This window comes from Alteromonas sp. Cnat3-28 (assembly GCF_022348265.1).
GTDB classification, from domain to species: domain Bacteria; phylum Pseudomonadota; class Gammaproteobacteria; order Enterobacterales; family Alteromonadaceae; genus Alteromonas; species Alteromonas macleodii.
This window is the reverse complement of sequence record NZ_JAKREY010000022.1, coordinates 1-20,237: the sequence shown is the minus strand read 5'-3', so window position 1 is coordinate 20,237 and position 20,237 is coordinate 1. Positions and strand designations below refer to the sequence as shown.

16 protein-coding genes, 1 pseudogene and 1 riboswitch are annotated in these 20,237 nt (G+C 45.9%); of the genes and pseudogenes, 8 read left to right on the top strand and 9 right to left on the bottom strand.

The window, feature by feature from the left end; translation table 11 throughout:
* Positions 1-10: 10 nt before the first annotated feature.
* The gene (locus tag MHM87_RS17340; protein ID WP_014948258.1) at positions 11-778 is read left to right on the top strand and encodes a class II aldolase/adducin family protein; all 768 of its coding nucleotides are present in this window, start codon (positions 11-13) and stop codon (positions 776-778) included.
* 55 nt (positions 779-833) lie between these two features.
* A complete protein-coding gene (locus MHM87_RS17335) occupies positions 834-2,018 on the top strand; it encodes a mandelate racemase/muconate lactonizing enzyme family protein (protein ID WP_120960909.1) in 1,185 nt (394 codons plus the stop codon).
* A gap of 70 nt (positions 2,019-2,088) precedes the next feature.
* On the opposite strand, the gene MHM87_RS17330 is transcribed toward MHM87_RS17335, so the two are convergent.
* Positions 2,089-2,964 (bottom strand): amidohydrolase family protein, encoded by an 876-nt coding sequence (locus MHM87_RS17330; RefSeq protein WP_239260392.1) that lies wholly within the window; start codon positions 2,962-2,964, stop codon positions 2,089-2,091.
* Between the two features lie 72 nt (positions 2,965-3,036).
* On the bottom strand, positions 3,037-3,828 hold the full coding sequence (locus MHM87_RS17325; protein ID WP_168533557.1) for an SDR family oxidoreductase: 792 nt from the start codon (positions 3,826-3,828) through the stop codon (positions 3,037-3,039).
* Between the two features lie 348 nt (positions 3,829-4,176).
* On the opposite strand from MHM87_RS17325, the gene MHM87_RS17320 reads away from it, so the two are divergent.
* Positions 4,177-5,937 (top strand): acyl-CoA dehydrogenase family protein, encoded by a 1,761-nt coding sequence (locus MHM87_RS17320; protein ID WP_039224500.1) that lies wholly within the window; start codon positions 4,177-4,179, stop codon positions 5,935-5,937.
* Positions 5,938-6,031: 94 nt separating this feature from the next.
* On the opposite strand, the gene MHM87_RS17315 is transcribed toward MHM87_RS17320, so the two are convergent.
* Positions 6,032-6,577, bottom strand: coding sequence for a DUF3016 domain-containing protein (locus MHM87_RS17315; RefSeq protein ID WP_014948252.1), 546 nt, complete (start codon positions 6,575-6,577; stop codon positions 6,032-6,034).
* Between the two features lie 123 nt (positions 6,578-6,700).
* Complete coding sequence (locus MHM87_RS17310; protein ID WP_014948251.1) at positions 6,701-7,072, bottom strand: hypothetical protein; 372 nt, start codon at positions 7,070-7,072, stop codon at positions 6,701-6,703.
* 480 nt (positions 7,073-7,552) lie between these two features.
* Here MHM87_RS17310 and ccoG point away from each other — a divergent pair, with 480 nt between their 5' ends.
* The 5 genes from ccoG (at position 7,553) to MHM87_RS17285 (ending at position 14,230) form a co-directional block, all read left to right on the top strand.
* The gene (gene ccoG, locus MHM87_RS17305; protein WP_014975671.1) at positions 7,553-8,983 is read left to right on the top strand and encodes a cytochrome c oxidase accessory protein CcoG; all 1,431 of its coding nucleotides are present in this window, start codon (positions 7,553-7,555) and stop codon (positions 8,981-8,983) included.
* Entirely contained in the window at positions 8,980-9,963 is a 984-nt protein-coding gene (locus tag MHM87_RS17300; protein ID WP_239260390.1) for a serine/threonine protein kinase, read from the top strand. Before ccoG ends, MHM87_RS17300 begins: the two co-directional genes overlap by 4 nt.
* A gap of 403 nt (positions 9,964-10,366) precedes the next feature.
* A riboswitch (cobalamin riboswitch) is annotated at positions 10,367-10,601 on the top strand.
* Between the two features lie 89 nt (positions 10,602-10,690).
* A complete protein-coding gene (locus tag MHM87_RS17295) occupies positions 10,691-12,613 on the top strand; it encodes a TonB-dependent receptor (protein WP_239260388.1) in 1,923 nt (640 codons plus the stop codon).
* A gap of 308 nt (positions 12,614-12,921) precedes the next feature.
* A complete protein-coding gene (locus tag MHM87_RS17290) occupies positions 12,922-13,554 on the top strand; it encodes a thiol:disulfide interchange protein DsbA/DsbL (protein WP_014948248.1) in 633 nt (210 codons plus the stop codon).
* A gap of 85 nt (positions 13,555-13,639) precedes the next feature.
* Positions 13,640-14,230 (top strand): HD domain-containing protein, encoded by a 591-nt coding sequence (locus tag MHM87_RS17285; protein WP_014948247.1) that lies wholly within the window; start codon positions 13,640-13,642, stop codon positions 14,228-14,230.
* 58 nt (positions 14,231-14,288) lie between these two features.
* Here the strand turns inward: MHM87_RS17285 and MHM87_RS17280 are convergent, their stop codons facing one another.
* The 5 genes and pseudogenes from MHM87_RS17280 to MHM87_RS17260 form a co-directional block, all read right to left on the bottom strand.
* Positions 14,289-15,509 (bottom strand): alginate export family protein, encoded by a 1,221-nt coding sequence (locus MHM87_RS17280; protein ID WP_239260386.1) that lies wholly within the window; start codon positions 15,507-15,509, stop codon positions 14,289-14,291.
* 392 nt (positions 15,510-15,901) lie between these two features.
* On the bottom strand, positions 15,902-16,804 hold the full coding sequence (locus MHM87_RS17275; RefSeq protein ID WP_239260384.1) for an ABC transporter ATP-binding protein: 903 nt from the start codon (positions 16,802-16,804) through the stop codon (positions 15,902-15,904).
* Between the two features lie 16 nt (positions 16,805-16,820).
* A complete protein-coding gene (locus MHM87_RS17270; RefSeq protein WP_239239795.1) occupies positions 16,821-17,816 on the bottom strand; it encodes an ABC transporter permease in 996 nt (331 codons plus the stop codon).
* A gap of 87 nt (positions 17,817-17,903) precedes the next feature.
* Positions 17,904-19,313 carry a CmpA/NrtA family ABC transporter substrate-binding protein gene (locus MHM87_RS17265; RefSeq protein ID WP_239260382.1) on the bottom strand — a complete coding sequence of 470 codons (1,410 nt, stop codon included), beginning with the start codon at positions 19,311-19,313 and terminating at the stop codon, positions 17,904-17,906.
* A gap of 569 nt (positions 19,314-19,882) precedes the next feature.
* Positions 19,883-20,237 (bottom strand): annotated as a pseudogene (locus MHM87_RS17260) (IS4 family transposase); the annotation flags it as partial.

Genomic DNA, 20,237 nt, shown 5'->3' with positions numbered 1-20,237 from the left:
GAGAAGTGGCTTGTTTTCACTGCCAACCTTAAGCCTCAAAGGCAAAGTATCTGAACAAGAATGGCAAACTCGTGTCGATTTAGCAGCATGCTATCGGTTAGTGGCAGATATGCGATGGGGCGACCTTATTTACACGCATATCTCAGCTAAGGTACCGGGCACTGATCATTACTTGGTTAACGCCTTTGGCCTGACGTTTGACGAGGTTACCGCCTCTAACCTGGTTAAGGTCGATTTAGAGGGTAACATCCTTGACGATACACCTTACGGCATCAACCCCGCTGGCTTCACCATTCACAGTGCTATCCACGAAGTGCGCCACGATGCCCAATGCGTTATTCACCTGCATACACTAGCCACAATCTCAGTCGCATCTGTTAAAGGCGGGCTTAAGCCCTGGAGCCAGTATTCAATGTTTTCGCTACCATCACTTTCTTATCACAGCTACGAAGGTTTAGCCGTTGATGATAGTGAAAAGAAACGTTTGCAGGACGATCTTGGCGACACTAATCACATGCTTTTGCCTAATCACGGCGGTCTAACCCTTGGCCCCACCGTCGGTGACGCCTTTATGCGCTTTTACGATTTGCAGCGTGCGTGCGAAATTCAGCTTGCCCTGATGCAGTCTAATGAAGAGGTTATCGAGATACCGCAAAGCATTATTGATGGCATATACGCACAGGCTAATGTGGTTCACAGCGGCGAAACAGGCGGCCAAAAAGCATGGCCTGCCATGCTTCGCAAAGCTTACAAACTAGACCCGGGCTTCTGCGAATAATTTAGCTTAGCCAGCTAAACGCCAACTTATTTCAAACAGGAATTGTTTATACATTATGAAAGTCACCAAAGTAGAAATTTTTGATATCGAATGCCCTAAGCGCCCTCAGTGGAACCCGGTTTTCGTACGCGTTTACACCGACGAAGGTATTACCGGTGTGGGCGAAGCAGGACTGGCTTATGATTGGGGTCACAGCGCCGCTGCACACATGATTAAAGAAATTGCCGAAGCCATGCTGATTGGCTTTAATCCTTTTCACACTGAACTGCTGTGGTCGAGAATGCTGCGCGAAGGCTTTTGGGGATTAGGCGGCGGCCCGGTTATTTATGCTGCGATGAGCGCTATTGATACAGCACTTTGGGACATTAAAGGCAAAGCGCTTGGCTTACCGGTTTACGAATTACTGGGTGGCAAAACTAATGGCAAGCTCCGTAGCTACGCTAGCCAGCTACAGTTTGATTGGGACAAAGAAGTAACCAAGCTTAACGACCCCGCTGACTATGCTCGCGCCACTGAAAAAGCACTTAAAGATGGTTACGATGCGGTTAAAGTTGACCCCATCGTTTACGATAAAGACGGCAACACCCATTTCGACAGAACCAAACTATTCACTAAGCCCGAGCTTAAACTTTTCAAAGCCCGTCTTCAGGCGATTAGAGACACAATGGGCGAAGATGGCGACATCATCTTTGAATGTCACAGCTTATTAGGTGCATCAACGGCTATCCAGCTGGGTGACATCGTTGAAGAAATTGGCTGTCTATATTACGAAGAGCCAGTGAATTACCTTAACTCGAAGCTTCACGACAAAGTAGCGAAGAACGTGAATGTGCCTATTGCGGGCGGTGAGCGCTTGTACCACCGCTGGGATGTACGCCCTTACCTTGAAGACCAATCTATTGATGTACTTCAGCCTGACGTTGGCCTTTGTGGTGGTTTCACCGAAGCGAAAAAGGTGTGTGATTATGCCGACATTTACGATGTACGTATTCAGGCTCACGTTTGCGGAGGCCCTGTAGCGACAGCGGCAAGCCTGCATCTAGAAACGGCCATTCCAAACTTCTTAATTCACGAGCACCATACCTACGCTATTAAAGATTGGAACCGTGAACTTTGCATTCAAGATCCTCAGCCAGTAAACGGCTTCATTGAAGCGCCTGACACACCGGGAATTGGTATCGATCTAAACGATGAGGTGGTTTATCGCTCGCCGCACATGACGGTAACTGAGCTTAAATAAAGCTGAAACCCAACGGGTTTATTGAAGGCAATAAACCCTAGGCTAGTTCAGCAGCTCAACTAAGCTAGCTTTATGCGATGTCGTACCATCGCTTCGCATTTTCGTACAGCAGCGCCGCTTTTTGAGTTACAGAAAGCGGCGTTGTCATATCAATGAATCCATGCCAAAGCGCGGCATACGGCATTCGCCACTGACACAGCGGAAAGTTGCTGGCAAACATCATGTGATCTGTGCCAACGGTGTCCAGCAAGGTTTCAAAAATATAAGACGCACGCTGCCACAGCCAACGGCGATCTTGCATTTCTAATCCTGAGAACTTAAACACAACTTGCTGCGTTTCATTCAAGTCGCGAATACTCTGCCGCCATGTTTTAAACGCAAAGCTATTTACATCAATCGGCGCTATTGCGGCATGGTTTATAGCCACTTTTAGCGAGGGTGTTTGTTCTAGTACCGTTAGCAACGCATGCACAGCATTGCTATCTGTAAGATTTAACTGCGCTTCAAAAGACAAGCCTTGCGACGCCATATGATGAACTCCCCATTTAACTTTAGGGGTGCGTAAAAGTACTTTAGCATCGTCATCTAATATGTGACGAAGCCCACGTATTGAGTGGTACCGCTTTAGCTTATCGATATGACTGCCAACATTATTTCCTGTTAAATCGATACACCCAACTGAACGGAATGGCAGCGTACAATGACGCTCCAAGAACGCAATTTCACGCCAGGGTCTTTCGTTATCGTAACCCGCTTCAATGTGAACAAAACCGCCTAACTGCCCTAACGACGCGCAATAGAGCATGTGCTCTGTAGTATGTTTTGCAATCGCTTTTTTATCTGGCCAAAAAGGGGCATTGGCTGGTTTCAGCCAATTATAGTGCCCTTCGTTTAAGGCAAAGAAGTGAATATGAGGGTCTATCCAATTGATTGAAGGCTTGCTCATCTTTGTTTATAAAACCTTGGTTTATACTATTGCTGATAAGGCATTTCGCGTTGCTTTTCTGTTCAGCTCTTTCTATTGTGCTGTGTAGCCCCCATCCACCGCATACAAGCTACCCGTGATGAACGACGCTTTGTTGCTGCATAGGAAATAAGTCAATTCAGCTACGTCTTCGGGTTGGCCCAAACGTCCAATAGGTTGTGCAGCGGCTTCTTCAGCTACCACTTCATTTTTATCTGCCCCGGAACGTGCCACATATTTATCAATGGCGTTATGAAATAGAGGTGTTTCGATGGTACCCGGGCAGACCGCGTTAACGCGGATATTATAGGGTGCGTAGTCAAGCGCGGTGGTTTTCGCCATAGACGCCAACGCACCTTTGCTGACACCGTAGGCGAACGAATTGCGCTTTCCTATAAAGGACTGATCTGAGCCCATCACCACAATCGCGCCGCTGCCCTGCTCTTTCATGGTTGGCAGGCAAGACTTAATCGCGCCATACGCTCCTTTTACGTTCAAGTTTAGTACCTTATCAAGCAGCGCTTCATCAGTGTCTTCAATGGTTGCTGAAACATGTATACCGGCATTACATACCAATGCGTCTATGCGTTGATAAGAACTAATAACCTCATTCACCGCGGCTTCAATATTACGCACAACACTTACATCACACGGCTTCCAGATAGCATTAGGTAACGCTTGCTCAAAGTCTCTGATATCTAAATTAATGACTTGATAACCGTTTTGACTAAACAGCTTGCATACCGCAAAACCGATACCCAAGCTTCCCCCCGTTACAATGCAAACCGGGCTCTGCGCATCATCACTGCTATATTTAAGGTTTTTCTTCGCGCTTTCTGAATTCATGTTTTTATGTACCGTGTTGCTTGTGCGTATGTGAACGGGTTATTTCAATGTAGGCTAAGCATGCCAGTGAAAATTTGGATTGCAAGCGAGCTTACTACTTGAGTTCACTTTTCTATATTAACACCAATGCGTCAGACATCATCACCAGAGCCTGTGTGACCTTTGCTGCGCATTAAAAGTCAACGAATCTTGGTAAACCTATGTGTTTCTCTCATATCAGTCCGCATAGATCATTACCCACATCATCCAAATTTATTATTAACTTTCCTTTAACGGACTATTCGGACTACGCTTTTTGTGACTATAATAGACAAAATTAAAACACTTGTTTGAAAAAAGGAGTCATCCATGCCTCTGTACCACGCCCCTACGACTGATTTTCAGTTCTTGTTAAAAGACTGGCTTGGACTTGATGCTCACTACGAAAAGCTCGGTATCAGCGACTTTGATAGCGAACTTGCCAACGAAATTATTGCACAGGGTGCAAAGTTTGCTTTGGATGTGGTTGCCCCTCTTAACCGTGAAGGCGATGAAGAAGGCTGTACGCTAAAAGACGGCAGCATTACCACGCCTAAAGGCTTCGCTGATGCCTATCAGGAATATGTTGCTAACGGCTGGAATGCAATGCTAGGTACTGCCGAGTACGACGGGCAGGACTTGCCGTACACCATGGCTGTGCCTGTTCACGAAATGCTAAACGCGGCGAACTTAAGCTGGCGTTTAACCACCATGCTTACTGAAAGCGCAACACTTGCGGTTACTAAACACGCCAGTAAAGAATTAAAAGATATCTACCTTGCTAAGCTAATCAGCGGTGAGTGGACAGGTACCATGAACCTGACCGAACCTCATGCAGGAACAGATTTGAGCTTGCTTAGTACCAAAGCAGAGCCACAAGGCGACGGCAGCTATAAAGTCACCGGTAATAAGATCTTTATTACCGCAGGTGATCACGATTGGAGTTCGAACGTTATTCACCTTGTTCTAGCTCGTCTACCTGACGCCCCTAAAGGCGTTAAAGGCATCAGCTTATTCTTAGTGCCCAAGTTCCTTCCAGATGCCAGCAATGAGCCTGGTGAGGCGAACAGCTTGTCAGTGGGAAGCATCGAACACAAAATGGGGATCAAAGCGAGCCCGACTTGTGTGATGAATTTTGACGGTGCAACGGGTTACCTTGTAGGTGAAGAAAACCAAGGGCTGGCATGCATGTTCACCATGATGAACGATGCACGCTTCCAAGTAGGTCTGCAAGGTTTAGGGGCGGCAGAAGCCTCTTACCAAGGCGCGCTGACCTATGCCCGCGAGCGCGTTCAGTCTCGCGCACCTCAGGGTATTCAAAATCCAGAAGGCAAAGCAGACCCAATCGTCTTTCAACCTGACGTAGCGCGTATGTTACTTACGCAGAAATCACTGATTGAAGGCTGCCGTGCACTTTCACTTTTCTATGCCAAGTTTATGGACGTTGAGAAGCTTGGTGAAGGTCAAGAAAAAGAAGATGCCGACAAGATACTTCAGTTTTTAACTCCAATCTGCAAAGCTTTTATGACGGATATGGGCCTTGAGACCACCAGCCTAGGTGTACAAGTATTTGGTGGTCACGGCTTTATTCGTGAATGGGGTATGGAACAACTTATGCGCGACGTGCGCATTGCTATGTTATATGAAGGCACCAACGGTATTCAGGCGCTAGACCTTATTGGTCGTAAGCTTACCCGAGATGGCGGTCAAATGATGGAAGCGACCTATAATGCGTTTAACGCTTTAGTTAGCGACATTCAAGACAGTGAGGCGAAGGGTCTGGCTCAAGGAATTCTTGATGACTGGCGTGCATCTTCAGCCGATTGCTTAGGTATGGATGCAACCACTGCTGCGGCAGCTGCCTGTGATTATTTGGCGTACAGCGCCTATTCACTGATTGGGGTACTGTGGTATAGCATGGCTGACAAAGCGCAGGCATCAGGTAATGCGGTACTTGCAGCGTCTAAGATGAAGACACGTGACTTCTATATGGAACGTATCTTGGTACGTCGCGATGCGCACAAAGCCGCTTATAAAGCTGGCCCTGAAAGCACCCTTGCAATATCAGGTAATGAGTTTGATTATCTGTAGGCAGCTTATATTGCTATAGCCCGTGAAATATGGGCTATGAATGCAAAAAAGGTCACTATATGTGACCTTTTTTATTATGACTTGAACGAAACTATTAGTCGTTCGCTGCTACTTGGGTTGAAAAGGTATCTGAAAACCAATCGTTAAGCATCGCTTTTTCATAAGAAAGCGATTCCGTGCGATTGCGACGAATATTCGACTCCATAAAATCCATATCTTTAAGTTTCACATCTTCACCACTTAAAATGACCTGACCGTCGGCATTAGCCAACGAGTAGCTAAATGTCATTCTAGGAATATCAACGCGCTTAATGATACGGACGTCGCTACCGGCGCCGTTACCGAAACCGACAAACTGGCTTGGCCAAACTTGGCCAGCTAAATCAACATTTGTTACTGTCATTGACAGCACTTGCGACTCAGGTAAATCACTGGCCAAATCTACAATATGTTCTTCAAGCTCTTGTAGCGTTCGTTCGCGGAACCGTTTACGAGATTCATTGGTTGGTCTTACATCGCTATAAGACTCAGGTTCTTCCCACGTTATCTTCACCTCAGCGGCTTGAGTGGGAGCAAAAACGGTAAGGAGTCCCACCGCTGTGGCGCAGCTTAAACAAGAAAAAGTACGTAATTTATTCACTTTTATGCTCCTAAATTCAGTCGTTTAAACTATGAGTTAGCAAGACATTTAGAGAAAGCTTAGCATGCAGCAATTGTCGGCTTTTATATCAGCTTTATATTTAACCAGCCTTGTTAAAATTGGCTAGTCTCGCTTTGCTACTTGCATAACTGACGACTGTTTAATGATTAGGCATAGTTGAACGCGTTTAGTTCCCGTAAAGTTGGGGTTTATATCGTCCTTTTCACAATAGGTGTGATAAAAACGTTTAACGCTTGCGCTATCAGCGGTGATTTGCTGAACATATGTTTGCTGGTAAGGCTTTAAGGGACTCAGCTGGATATTAATTTTATCTTGTAAACTACGCAGTTCTTCTCGCTCCGGTAAGGTGGCAATTGAAACTAGCCATTCAGAAAGCGAGTTCTGGATATCTTCAAAGAGATACTGAACAAAAGGAGACCGCAGCACAATTACCAAAACAATAATTTCAGCAGCGATGATAAAGAACCTTAACATGACTTCTCAGCTAACTTTGACAGACGTTTACTACAAATAGCGCCAATTTTTTAGCACCTTTCTCACTATGTGCTCAACTACACTTTGCCAATTTACATTTTCACAATGCTCACTGTACACGATTCAAACGGTAATTGACCACATTATTATCGACGATAATAGGGTCATATCGGTTTACCTGTAAATACAGCAAACTATACTCATGTATAGTAGGTAAAGCCTAATCGTCGATGTTGGGCATCAAATGGCATCTGGCCGTTATATTAATCCTCATTATTCACGTAGCTGTATTTAACTATTTACAAAGTTACATAGACTGAGGAAATCAAAACAAAAAACGACTTACGTTCTGAAGTTTCAGTATTGACTGAAACTTTAAAAAGATACACCATACGCCGCATTATTGATCTACATTTAATATGACGTTTTGAACGCAGTTATACTGCACAGGCAGTTCGTTACGTCACATAAGGTTAAGCTATGAATGAACAAATACCGGTAAAGACCGTTACACCGGTAAAAGTACATAAACCCAAAGGTGGACCTGAGGGTAAACGCCACGACTCTCGTAGCCGTATTTATGTGCGGGCTGTACAAGGCCCTCTGGAGACGTTTAGACGCATGTTTGGCCTTTTCTTTTTGGGCCTCTTTGCCATCATTCCATGGATTCAGTACAACGGGCATCAAGCCGTGCTACTCGATATTGGTGAGCAGCGATTTACTATATTCTCTCTAACCTTATGGCCTCAAGATCTCACTTTACTGGCCTATATATTTATTGTTTCCGCCTTTGCGCTGTTCTTCGTCACCACTTTCGCTGGTCGAGTGTGGTGTGGATTTATGTGTCCTCAAACAACGTGGGTATACATTTATACGTGGTTCGAAGAGAAATTCGAAGGCCCGCGCAACAAGCGTATAGCGCTAGATGCACGCAAAATGGATGCAGATAAATTTTTGCGTAAAACAGCTAAGCACACCGCTTGGGTATTGGTAGCGCTGTTAACGGCTTTAACCTTCGTTGGCTACTTTACGCCAATTGATGAACTGTTTATCGATTTTGTAACATTTAACACCAGCTTCTGGGCAGGTTTATCGGTTATTTTCTTTGCCGTATGTACGTACGGAAACGCTGGCTACATGCGCGAAATCATGTGCACGCACATTTGCCCGTATGCGCGTTTTCAGTCTGCCATGTTCGACAAAGACACGTTTACTGTATCGTACGATGCAAAGCGTGGAGAGCAACGCGGCCCGCGACCACGCAAACTTAGTCACGAGCAAGTAAAAGAAAAAGGGTTAGGCGACTGTATAGACTGCAACCTGTGTGTTCAGGTATGCCCAACCGGTATCGATATTCGAAATGGCTTACAATACGAATGCATCAACTGCGGCGCCTGTGTTGATGCCTGTAACGGTGTTATGGATAAAATGGGTTATCCTAAAGGCCTGATCAGCTTTACTTCTGAAGAAGAACTAGCTGGCGGTAAGACTCACATTTTACGTCCAAAGTTAATTGGTTACTTTGTGGTTTTAGTGGTGATGATAGGCTTGCTGTTTGCCAATATTTGGATGCGCAGCCCCACCGAAGTTGACATTATCCGCGACAGAAACTCGCTATACCGCGAAACGAATGAAGGGCTAATTGAGAACGTTTATACAATAAAAGTACTTAACAAAACTCAGCAAACCCAAACCTACTCTATTGCTGTAAAAGGTTTGCCTGACTACAAGTACATTGGTGAGCAAACTGTAACAGTTGAAGGCGGTGCGGTGTATAGCACGCCAATTTCAGTTGCAACTGACGCCTATAATCTGGAAGATACGGTTACCGATATTTTTATCAGTGTAACCACCACTATTGATGGCGAAACGGTTACCGTTGATGAGCCAACTAAGTTCCTTTATCGATGACAGATTTTTCATTCTCTGGGCTTAGCCCAGATACCATATTAGATGCCCTGGAAAGTCAGGGCATTTTTCTTCAAAGCGGTTTGCTAGCACTAAATAGTTATGAAAACCGCGTCTACCAGTTTTTGGCTGAAGACGGTCAGCGCTATGTAGCAAAATTCTATCGCCCAGGTCGATGGACCGACGCTCAAATTCTTGAAGAACACGCGTTTGCTGCAGAGCTAATCGATAACGAAATTCCATTGGCTGCGCCCATTTCTCTCAATGGCAGCACGCTGCATCATCACACCGTGGCCGAAACTGACTATCGATTTGCGTTATTTCCTTCGGTGGGCGGTAGACAATTCGAAAATGACAACCTTGATCAACTCGAATGGATGGGGCGTTTCATTGGCCGTATTCATCGCGTTGCATCAGCGAAAGGTTTTATGCACCGCCCTTCGATTGACATTGAAAGTTATCTCAACGAGCCAAAGCAAGTTCTTGCTCAAAGCACACTATTGCCAGAGCATTTAAAAACAGCTTTTTTCGCCATACTTAATCCTGTGATTGAAGCCACCCAAAAAGCTTACAAGCCAACATCGAGTATTCGACTCCACGGTGACTGCCACCCGGGCAATATACTATGGCGCGACGGTCCGACCTTCGTTGATCTTGATGATTGCCGTATGGGGCCCGCTATTCAAGATTTGTGGATGATGTTAAGCGGTGACCGTCAGCAACAGCTATTGCAGCTCGATACTTTGGTTGAAGCATACGAGGAGTTTCACCCGTTTGACACTGCACAGTTGCCACTTATTGAGCCCCTGCGCGCTATGCGAATGGTGCATTACATGGCATGGCTTTCACGACGCTGGGAAGACCCTGCTTTTCCGCGGGCATTTCCTTGGTTTGCTGAAGACAAATACTGGGAAGGCCAAATACTTGCTCTGAAAGAACAGCTATCGGCCCTTCAAGAGCCTCCACTGAAATTAGGATATTGAGCCAGCTCCTTTACTGCTGAAAAAACGCTTTTTCGATGACCGTTGTCGATAATCTTATGGCGGTTACGAAAAAGCGTAAGGTATAAGAAACCGTATTCGCTATCACTTTTTAACTTAGATATAATCGACAGTGTGTAGGTGCTCTTGTCTAGCTCCGTATTATACCAGTCCGCATAGATAATTACCCACTCAGCGAGAGTTAAAATGTTCGTAATCGCGGCGTGTTACCGTAGGTATAGTGGTTCTACATCAAGGTAACACAACAAAGAGTACGAACATTTTAAACTCGCCCTTCGGGAAGGTCTGGCAAGCTTCCTAGCTGCATTCTGGGAATTTGAAAGGGAACAGCCATTCCTGAATTCCCACGCTTTGCTATGAAGCTTGCCAGCGCCTTCTGAGTGGGCAATTATCTATGCGGATTGGTATTAACTACGGCGACAAGGGTTAAACGGGAAATCAGTGAAAAACTGATGCTGCCCCCGCAACGGTAAACTCAACGCGTTGTCGTTTTCTTTTCATACGCCACTGTCTTTTATGCGTTAGGTATTTAACGCCATTAGATGGGAAGGCAAAAGAGCTATTACATTTTTAGTAATGGTGAGTAAGCCCGGATACCGGCCTGTACTTCATGGTGTCGTTTGCTTGCTCACATCCATAATTAAGCAAAAACGTGCACTTTCCCTAATCATGTGCTCGGGTGGAGCGCATCAAAGACAACATAAAAACCATGCGTACACATTTTACTAAAGCAGCCCTTAGCGCTGCAGTTATTTCGTGCTTAAGCACACCTGCCTTTGCTCAAACTTCTGACCAAGATATTGAAACCTTAACAGTAACAGGCACGCGTTTGCCTATTTCGTTAACCAAACTTCCTGGTTCAGTTTCGGTGCTAACTGAAAGCGACATTAAAGCTTCGGGCGCACTTCAACTTACCGATCTAATTCGCGGCCTACCTGGCGTTAGCTTGTCTCAGTCAGGCAGTCCTGGTGGCTTAACAGAGCTGCGCGTGCGCGGCGGTGAAACCAACCATCTACTTGTTTTAATTGATGGCGTTGTTGCCAACGACGTAGGCCAAGGAAGCCTGGTTGACCTTGCTCACTTAACTAGTACAAACGTGGTGCGCATAGAACTTCTTCGAGGCCCGCAAAGCGCAAGATGGGGCAGCGGCGCTATCGGTGGTGTATTGAGCATTACTACGAAGTCAGGCCAGTTTGCCGATAATGCGTCACACGTAGACTTCTCTGCTGGCGTTGGCACACAAGGTACATTGCAGGGCAGCATGAACGCGCGCTCGCAAAGCGATAACGTGGGTGTTTCAGCATACGCCAGCTACATTCGCACCGACGGCGACAACGTATCTCGTGTTGGTAACGAAGATGATGGCTACGATAACATGACCGCTGGTATTAATATTAATTATGCCGCAACGTCGGAGCATACGTTAATAGCTAACCTTCGCACGGTTCAGTACGAGAATGATTACGACGGCACTGATTTTGTGACGACAGGCCTTCCTGCTGACTCAGATAACGTGACGGATGGTTCACAAATTAGTGCGAAATTAAGATGGGAATTTGCTCCGGAAAATACAGGTTATCGCTCAGCGCTAAGTGCGCATTATCGCAAAGACAATAACGATAACACCGAGTCAGGTGCAGACACTGGCGGCACCACTGGTGAGCGCATAGAGTTAAACTGGACAGGTTTCTATACCATGGATAACTGGGATTTTGCTGGCGGTGTTGAATACCTACAGCGCCTTTTTACCCAGCGCGGCCCAATTGCATTTGGCGATCCGAACCAGAAGCAGCACGACAATACTTATGGCGTATTTGCCGAGACAAATGGCCAGCTAACCGAGTCGCTAACCGCAACACTAAGCGCACGATTCGACAACAACAGTGAGTTCGACAATGCCGTAAGTTATCGCGGTGGCCTTACGTGGCAGCTTAACGATTACTACGCTGTTTTTACCAGCTATGGTAAAGCTGTTAAAACCCCCACCTTCACCGAGCGCTTTGGCTACTTCCCTGCAAGCTTCATCGGCAACCCAAACTTAGAACCTGAAACCAGTGAAGAATGGGAAATAGGCGTTAAGGCAAACTGGAAATCACTGTCTGCACAAATCAGCGCATACACTACCGACCTTGAAGATGAAATCAATGGCTTCGTATTTGTGTCAGACTTGGGTGCATATAGTGCCGATAATATCGACGGTGAAAGCTCACGAGAAGGTATTGATCTAGAACTTAACTGGGACAGTGGCTATGGTGATTTTACCGCAGCGTATAGTTATCTAGATGCGGAACAAACCGACAATGGTATAACCACCACTGAACTGCGTCGTGCCCGTCACCAAGGCTCATTAACCTACAACACTGACTTTGGAACGGAGAAGTTCAGCTTTTACACCAAGCTAGCTTACACAGGGAGTCATTACGACACCTTCTTCCCTCCTTTCCCTGATTCGTCTCAGACTCTGGCGCTGTCAGCCTATACGCTTGCAACCGTTAATTTAGGCTATCAGATAGATAAGCAGTGGCAGGTCTCGTTGAAGGTCGACAATGTATTTGATACTGATTATGAAGACATTGTAGGTTATGCAGGCCAAGAGCGTCGCGCTCTACTTTCAGTTAACTACAGCATGTAAGTGATGTAACGTTAATGAACCTTCTGTTGAGCGTTGCTTAAAGGCAAAACTCAACGTGAAATCAACAAACAATAAAGGGCTATACATGGTTATAGCCCTTTTTCTTTGAGTTTCTGTTAGGACCTGATGATTCAGACTCTGTTCATCATGCGTATATAAAATACTGCATTTACCTAAAACTTGAGTCGCGTTTTTTAGTGAGCTTGTCGCGTAGTAAGGCATTGAAGTAGAACAGGTCCTAGTTAAGCGAACAAGCCTGTGATAATCTCGGTATCGATAATAGTTTTTTGAACATAGGATTATATTCCATGAAAAAGTTTGCAGTAATGTTTGTCATGGCAATGCTTTTGCCACTAACAGCATGCGCTCAGGAGCCAGCGTCTAAATGGAAAGAAGGTACGCACTATACTGTGCTTGATAAAGAAGCCACAGATAAGCCTGTTATTACTGAGTACTTCTCATTTTGGTGCCCTCACTGCTTCCAGTTCGAACCTATCGTTGCGCAAATTAAAGAAAAGAAAAGCGACGGCACGAAATTCAATAAGGTGCATGTAAACTTTATGCGTTTTACTGGACCAGAAGTTCAAGACGATGCAACTAAAGCCATGCTAATTGCGCGCGCTATGAAGCAAGAAGACGCGATGAACGGCGCTATTTTTAACTATATCCACAAGCAACGTGCATCTATCACTGGCTTGAAAGACCTTCGCAATATCTTCGTTGTAAACGGTGTAGACGGTGAAGAGTTTGACAAAATGGCTAAAAGCTTCGGCGTAAATAGCATGGTGCGCAAGAATCAACAGCAAATTGATGAGTATCGTGAGCACCTAACTGGTGTGCCAAGCTTTATTATCAACGGTAAATATCAGCCTACTTTCACTGCTGACATGACCTTCGACGACATCGCTGACCTAATCGTGTGGCTATCTGAGCAAAAATAATTTGGTTAATAACCAATACACTCATTAGACCTTGAATAATTAAATGGGCGCTCAGGCGCCCATTTTTACGCCTTGGAGCATCCCAATGTATGCAGTAAGTGACTTTGCTGACTTTATCTGTGAACTTGACCAGCTAAAAGCAGTTAAGCGCCAGATCACCCTCCCCTGTGATAACTATCGACAGGAAAACTCCGCAGAGCACAGCTGGCATGTTGCATTAATGGCAAATATGCTAAGCGAATATGCGGCTAAACCCATAGATGTGACCCGCGTTATTCGCATGATCCTTATTCACGATATTGTGGAAATTGATGCTGGCGACATGTTTGCTTTCAATCATCAAACAGATCACGACGCACAAGCCGAGAAAGAAGTAGCTGCCGCTAAGCGCATTTTTGGTTTATTGCCGAGTCCACTTAGTAGTGAAATGCTCGATTTATGGCTTGAGTTTGAAGCAGCGGAAACCGCCGATGCAGAATTTGCAAAATCAATGGACCGCGTACTTCCCGTATTTCAAAATATGAAAGACAACGGAGGAAGCTGGAAGCGTCACGGTATTGCAAGGGAGAAAATTGAGAAGCGTAATGCTCACCTTAAATCTTGCGCACCGGCTTTATGGGACTACGTTATGCAGCAGCTTGATGTGGCCGTTGAAAAAGGCTGGCTAAGTCAGTAACGACTCAGCCAGACCTGTAGTATTAATTACAACATAACGTTGTAATAGTGTATTGCAATTAGAAGCGTGTACCAATCCACATCCAGAAGCGATTGGTATCCACCTTTATATCTCCCGCATCGTAAGTACCGTACTTAATGCCAAAATTGTACTTACCTGCAAACTTCTTCGTATACTGCACATTAATTTCGCTGCCTAAATCGTCAGCACCGTTACTGCTGTCGTCAGCGCTGAAATCGTGGTAAGCCAAAAGCCATTTACCACCGGCTAGCCCACCTGATAGAGATAACTTAAGATCTTTTAAGCCCTGTGCTGGCGTGCCCAAGAACTGATCAGTCCAACCGTTGAATTTGTGCAGCGTAGCTAGCGGCGTTGCAAAACCGTACAACCCATCGTCAGAACCTAGTATTTCGAAATCGACCTTAGCCGTCACACCAGAAAACGTGGCTGCGACATACGCATTTAGATAGGAGGCGTCAAAGTCGGTGGCCGTTTCGCCCGCGCCAGCTTCGCTTGATTGCGTGGCAAACTCACCACCGTAAGCCCAATTCACGCTGTCACTTTTCATCTTTCCATCATAGCTCACACCATATGTATCCAACGCGTTGTCTGTATCGTTGTCCACCTCTAATAGGTAAGCATAAGCCACAAATTTACCGATTTTAGATGTATAGGTGGCATGAAGAATATGATCTTTAGAATCTAAATCTGCCGCTTCTGCGAAAATACGGTTGCGTTTGTACAGATAGCTATAAAATAGCGCTAGATTGTCGGTCGCCGCATATTTTGCGCTTACCGCATCGAAGGTCTGGCGGTCTTGTCGCCAGCCAACGTGGCCAACAAATCGATGGTCATCAAGTGTAATTACTTGGCGCCCTACTCTGGCGGTAAAATTATCCGTCTTATATTGAATAAAAGCTTGGTCAACTTCGGTGGTTTCAGGGTCGGCAATGACCGAGTACTCACCCACGTTAAAGCCAGTAGGCCCCACAGTAAACTCATCTTGCCCCAATACAATGCGGCTATCTTCAACCTCGGCAGTAAACGAGAAGCCATTAACACTACCCGAGCTAAAGCCCAAACGGGTGCGCAAAGTCAGTGCACTTGCATCTTCTAATGCATTGTCTTGATCAACAGATTCATAACGTAAATTCAGGTCCGCCCATGCTTTTGAATCACTAAGGGCGGCGTGAATATCGGCAGCCATTACGCTGCCGCCTAGTACTGTCATAACAGATGCCGCCAGCATCTTGATGCCAAAGTTTTGTAACGTATTCATGTGTATCCCCTATTGGTATTGATGAGGGCCTGCTGGCTTTTGCTGTACATTTTTTGCAGCGGTCTGTGTGCCATCTAGGCAAGGCGGATGTTTGACGGTTTAGTGGTTCTAAATCGAAAACATTCAACGCAGTATAGATGGCACACAGGCGCTGCCCGAAGGGGTCGTTATGGAAGCCTTTTACTCTTTGTCACAGTCCTTTAACTTAGCCCACTAGGCTTGCAGGACTGTTTCGCGATTAAAAGGCTTCCATTTAGACCAAAACTTGTACAACAAAGGCCAACAGGCCCAGAAGTCAAAACTTACCCAGCCAGCATTAGAATGCCGGTTGAAAAGTACTGGTTTTGGTTGGTGGCGGAAAAGGCTTCCGCCCTAGTCAGGTGCCGATAAAGCTAGGCGGCATCTGATTTCTTAGCGTCTTTTTTTTCAGATGACACCCCGCTGGGTTTTGCTTGTTGTTGCGATTGTTTGTTAGTAGTTGGCGCTTGGTTTGCGCGTGACGAAACGGTTTCAACCTTCTTTTGTTTGTCGTAAAGAAAGGTTAAGACTTCATGTCTGTATTGGTTGTACTGCTTGTTATCTGCAAGTGCTAATCTATCTCGTGGACGCGGCAACTCAATATCTAGAATTTCGCCAATGGTGGCCGCTGGGCCGTTATTCATCATAACAATGCGGTCAGATAGCAATACTGCCTCATCCACATCGTGGGTAATCATAATAACCGTGTTGCCCAAGTCAGCGTGAATTTCCATGAGCGAGTCTTGAAGATGAGCGCGAGTCAGGGCGTCTAGCGCACCGAACGGTTCGTCCATTAGCAGCACTTTTGGTTCCATTGCCAATGCTCGCGCAATGCCTACTCGCTGTTTCATACCACCTGATATTTCACTGGGTAATTTATCAAGGACGTGGGTCATGTGCACAAGCTCTAGGTTGTGCATGATCCAGTCACGCATCTCGGTTTTACTCTTGTCTCGCATGGTAGATTTCACGGCCAGTTCAACATTTTTGTATACCGTAAGCCAAGGTAATAAAGAGTGGTTTTGAAAGACTACAGCGCGCTCAGGTCCAGGCTGCTTCACTTCTGCGCCATCTAAAATTACGCCGCCCGTGGTAGCTTGATGTAGACCTGCGACGATATTCAACACCGTTGATTTACCGCAGCCCGAATGGCCAATTAACGACACAAATTCACCTTTACTGATTTTAAGATTCACATCTTGAAGCGCAGTAAATGGCCCTTTCGGTGTGGGGAAGTCGATACCTACCTGCTCTAACTCTAAGTGTTTAGTGTGCATAAAATTTTCCTCAAAATTAGCGTAGTACGCTCGACTTGTCCCAGCTTACAGCGCGCTGAATCGATAACATTAAGCGGTCTAGCACAAAGCCAATAGCGCCAATGGTGAGCACTGCTACCATGATTCTCGCTAGCGACTCCGAACTTCCGTTTTGGAATTCATCCCACACAAACTTTCCTAGGCCCGGGTTTTGGGCAAGCATTTCTGCCGCAATCAGTACCATCCAGCCAATACCAAGCGACAATCTAAGTCCTGTAAAAATCATGGGAATAGAAGATGGAAGTACTATTTTGGTGAGATGAGCAAAGGGCGTAAGACGCAATACTTTACTTACGTTGATTAGGTCTTTATCAATATTGGAAACGCCTACAGCGGTGTTAATAAGAGTTGGCCATAAACAACAAAGCGAAACCGTAAAGGCAGAGGTGACAAATGATTTAGAAAACGCCGGGTCATCGCTGACATAAAGGGCACTTACTACCATAGTCACCAGCGGCAGCCATGCCAATGGAGACACTGGCTTAAATAACTGGATAAGTGGATTTATTGCGGTGTAAGCAGATTTACTTAAACCACATAATATTCCCACAGGAACCGCTATAACCGATGCAATAAGGAACCCCACCATGACGGTGTAAAGGCTTGTCCAAATTTGGTCAAAGAAGGTGGGCGCACCGGTGAACTCTCTGATTTTTGGCTGATAAGTGGGGTCTTGCGCTACACGCGCTGCATTTCTTGCTTCTTGACGTTGATAGAATGCATCCGCCTTTTCACGCTGTGCGATATGCTCGTCAATTAACGCACCGGCCTGCTCAAAAACTTGTGCTGGCCCTGGGAACTGCCCCAGCGACGTGTCGATACTTTTTGCAACACCATTCCAAATCGCCAAGAACATTAGCAAGCCGATAACAGGCAACAGCAACGCAGGCGTGGATTGATATAAACGGCTCAACAAAGAGTTGGCGTTTGACGGCGACGATGGAAGGCGAAGAATGGTTGTCATCTTGCTCATTGCTTGCTCCTGACACATGATGTGCGCTATTGCGCGGTTTATGCCCGCCCTAGTTAGAACTGAAGGCGGGGCCATTGAACCTGACACTTACAGTACAGTGTCGCCCTTAAGTCCTATCTTAAATTGCTCTAAGTATGCGTTAGGTTTGCTTCCATCAAACGTCACGCCATCAATGAATTCGCTCTGAGGCGGCTTGTAGCCTGTTTCCGTTCCAAACTCAGGGAAATCAGACGCTTTAGCTTTACCTTCGGCAATTAGTGCTTTAGCTGCCTGAGCATAAACCTCAGGTTTGTAGACTTTTTTAGCTGTTTCTTTATACCAATCGTCAGACTTTGCTTCTGAAATCTGGCCCCAGCGACGCATTTGTGTGAGATACCAGATAGCGTCGCTGTAATAGGGGTAGGTAGCGTTGTAGCGGAAGAACACATTAAAGTCGGGTACGTCGCGCTTGTCACCTTTCTCGTATTCGAAAGTACCTGTCATGCTGTTAGCCAGTACGTTTTCATCCGCACCTACGTAGTTACTCTTGGCAAGAATCTTTACCGCTTCAGGGCGGTTAGCATTGTCATTCTCATCCAGCCACATTGCCGCACGAATGAGTGCTTTAACCACGCGAATGTGCGTATTAGGGTATTTTTCTGCCCAGCCTTGGCTTACGCCGAACACTTTTTCAGGGTTATTTTTCCAAATTTCGTAATCGGTGATCACAGGCACACCAATACCTTTGAATACTGCCTGTTGATTCCATGGCTCGCCTACGCAGTACCCATAGATGGTGCCGGCTTCCATCGTCGCTGGCATTTGCGGTGGGGGAGTGACTGACAACAGAGCCTGAGCGTCTATTTGGCCCGCGGTATCGCCTTTATGCGGCGCATAATATCCAGGGTGAATTCCACCTGCCGCAAGCCAATAGCGTAACTCGTAGTTGTGTGTAGAAACTGGAAATACCATTCCCATGTTGAACGGCTTTCCAGCATTGCGGTATTCATCAACCACTGACTTTAAATAATCAGCTTTAATAGGATGAACTGGCTTGCCATTTTCCTGTGGAATATGGGCCTTCATTTTGTCCCAAATTTCATTAGAAACGGTAATTCCATTACCATTGAGGTCCATACTAAACGCTGTTACCACATGCGATTCCGTGCCGAAGCCAATGGTCGCACCAAGGGGTTGGCCAGCCAGCATATGAGCGCCATCTAGTTGGCCGTCGATTACGCGATCAAGCAGCACTTTCCAGTTAGCTTGCGCTTCCAATGTAACGTAGAGGCCCTCATCTTCAAAAAAGCCTTTTTCGTACGCCACAGCAAGCGGTGCCATATCAGTTAGCTTGATAAAACCAAACTTAAGTTCTTCCTTCTCAGGCCAGCCTACCGCTGGCGCTTGTGCTGCCACACTCGCAGAAAAACTTGCTACAGAGACGGCAAGTGCTGCACATACTCCAGCACTCGCCGTTCGAAAGCGTTTTAGCAGTGATGTTGTCTTTAACCCAGTCATACGTGTTCCTCGTAGCCAAAAAAAAACCCACCAGCGTACGACGTTTAACCGTCGAGCATGGTGGGCTTCGTTGCCGTGTTTGTAATATCGGAGTTCTTACAAACACATCAAGTTGTTAATGGTAAGTCAGGAATTCCCGCTCACACACCTCATCTTTAAGGGAGGTTTATTAAAAGCTTTAGCTTATAAAACCATCTTTATTTTTTATTATTATGCACTTGCCATAAATGCCGGAGATGATGATGCTTCCTTACCGTTCTCCGCTGAATCCTATTTGTTTACCCTATGGTAAGTGTTGTGCACTCCACTCTGCCATCGCATTTGTGTTTGCACCCGTTGCTTTGTACAGCAACGTTGCTGTTGCACGGATTAATTAGCACCCATCGTGCCAGAAATGTAAGCCATTAAAATTTATGAACATTTACACTATTGAGGTAAGAGAAAAGTGAGAATGAATTCGTTTTGGTGCACCAAAACAGGGGGGGTGTTCAACCTTGGTGCGCGAAAGCAGATACCAAGGTTGAACAAATATGGCCAATGACTAAAGCCGTCTGATTGTGTAATGCCAGTCAGTTAAGCTGACTGGCATTTTTCTTTGTGGGGTATTTAGTCGGTCTTTTCCTCACTACTCTGGGGTAATACCTGTCAGGTCGTTTGTCAGGGAGCCTCATCATCCTCAGCGATTCCATTAGGTATTCATAGTGAGCGGGCAGTTTAGTTACTGTCTCCGGCAATGTGGTCAGGAAGAATACAATGATATGTCTCATACAGAGACCGAAGCTAAGGCGGGAAGGAGATAATTCCGGCATGTCTTTTACGGCATCCAGCATCATCATTCTAATCAGGTTGTAGGCTACCAACAGCCCCCAGAGTTCCTGTCGAACCATCTCAGGTTTCTTACTGCGCAGTGTCAGTTTTGCCTGA